The following is a 1,314-nucleotide window of genomic DNA, read 5'->3' on the forward strand; positions in this document are numbered from 1 at the left end:
GTCGGGCGGCGGCGTGTCGGCCGCGCTGCCGGCGTTGCCGGCCACGCCCTGCAGGTAGCGGTTCACGAGCTGCAGCGAGGCGGTCTCGGCACGCACGGCGGCCAGCTGGTCTTCCAGGTCCTGGATGCGGCCGTCCAGCGGGCTGGCGCAGCCGGCGGCCACGTCGCGGTCTTCGGTGGTGATCTTGAATTCGCCCACGCGCACCCCGGTGCCTGCGGCGATCTGCAGGCTGGCGGTGTCGATGGAGGCGGGCAGGCAGCGGAACACGGCGCTGCGGGCGCCGGCGGCCACGCGCGCGGTGCGCTCCACGGTGGCGCTGCCGGGGGAGACGGTGACCTGGGTGATGCGCGAGGCCACGCTGTCCTGCGCCAGGGCGGTGCCGGTGCCCAGCAGTGCCGTGGCGCTGGACAGACAGGTCAGCAGCGCGGCCATGGAGGGGCCGGCCGGCCGGACGGCAGGCACGGGCCGCAGGGAGGGCATGGAGGGAATCAAGGGCGGCTCCTGGGTGGGCTGGCGGATGGATCTGGAGGCGGCGGCAAGGTGCCGCGCCCGGCGATTATTCACCCGTGCCCGCCGCGGCCCGCAGGAGCGCCGCGCCGAGGGCGCTTCGGCGATCAGTCCATGAACGCGGCAGCGGCCGCGGCGGCCGGGCTGACGCCGGTCGGCCGCATGCGGCCCAGCGTCTCGCTGCCCACCAGGCCCTCGATGTCCACGAGGATGAGCATGCGGTCGTTCACGCTGCCCAGGCCCAGGATGAATTGGGCGTCCACGCTGGAGGACAGCTGGGGCGCGGGGCGGATCATCTCCGCCGTCAACTCCACCACATCGGAGACGGAGTCCACCACCGCGCCCACGGTGTGCTGTCCGACGTTAAGCACGATCACCACCGTGGAGTGGTTGTACTCGGCGCTGGCGCAATGCAGCCGCAGGCGCAGGTCCACGATGGGAATGATGATGCCGCGCAGATCGACCACGCCCTTGATGAAGTCGGGCGCACCGGCCAGCCGCGTCGGCGGCTCGTAGGAGCGGATTTCCTGTACCTGGAGGATGCCGATGCCGTACTCCTCATCGCCCAGGCGGAACGAGAGGAATTCGCCGCCCTGGCTGACGGCATTGGCGGCGGCGGTGTCGGTGGTGTCGGTGGGAGAGGAAGAAAGGGCCATGGCGGATCTCTTGCAGGCAATGGAGGAAGAAAAGGGTCCGGTTGGGGTCCGGTGGCCCATCGTACCGGGGTGGGACGATGGGCCATGGACGGTGCGCGGGTCAGAAGTTCTGCCAGTCGTCTTCGCTGCCGCCGGCCATGGCCAGCGAGGG

The 1,314-nt window shown here is 71.4% G+C and carries 2 protein-coding genes; both read right to left on the reverse strand.

Annotation, left to right across the window (positions count from 1 at the left end):
* The coding region (locus AC27KI_RS25025; protein WP_487116483.1) for a DUF4140 domain-containing protein at window positions 1-480 on the reverse strand (480 nt) is incomplete at its 3' end.
* 134 nt (window positions 481-614) lie between these two features.
* Window positions 615-1,163 carry a chemotaxis protein CheW gene (locus AC27KI_RS25030; RefSeq protein ID WP_284431008.1) on the reverse strand — a complete coding sequence of 183 codons (549 nt, stop codon included), beginning with the start codon at window positions 1,161-1,163 and terminating at the stop codon, window positions 615-617.
* Window positions 1,164-1,314: the final 151 nt, after the last annotated feature.

Source organism: Acidovorax sp. KPB24-03 (genome assembly GCF_057546605.1).

What these genes read in the sequence shown, in the direction of transcription:
- AC27KI_RS25030 (WP_284431008.1), bottom strand. Translation starts at nt 1,163, where the DNA reads ATGGCCCTTTCTTCCTCTCCCACCGACACCACCGACACCGCCGCCGCC.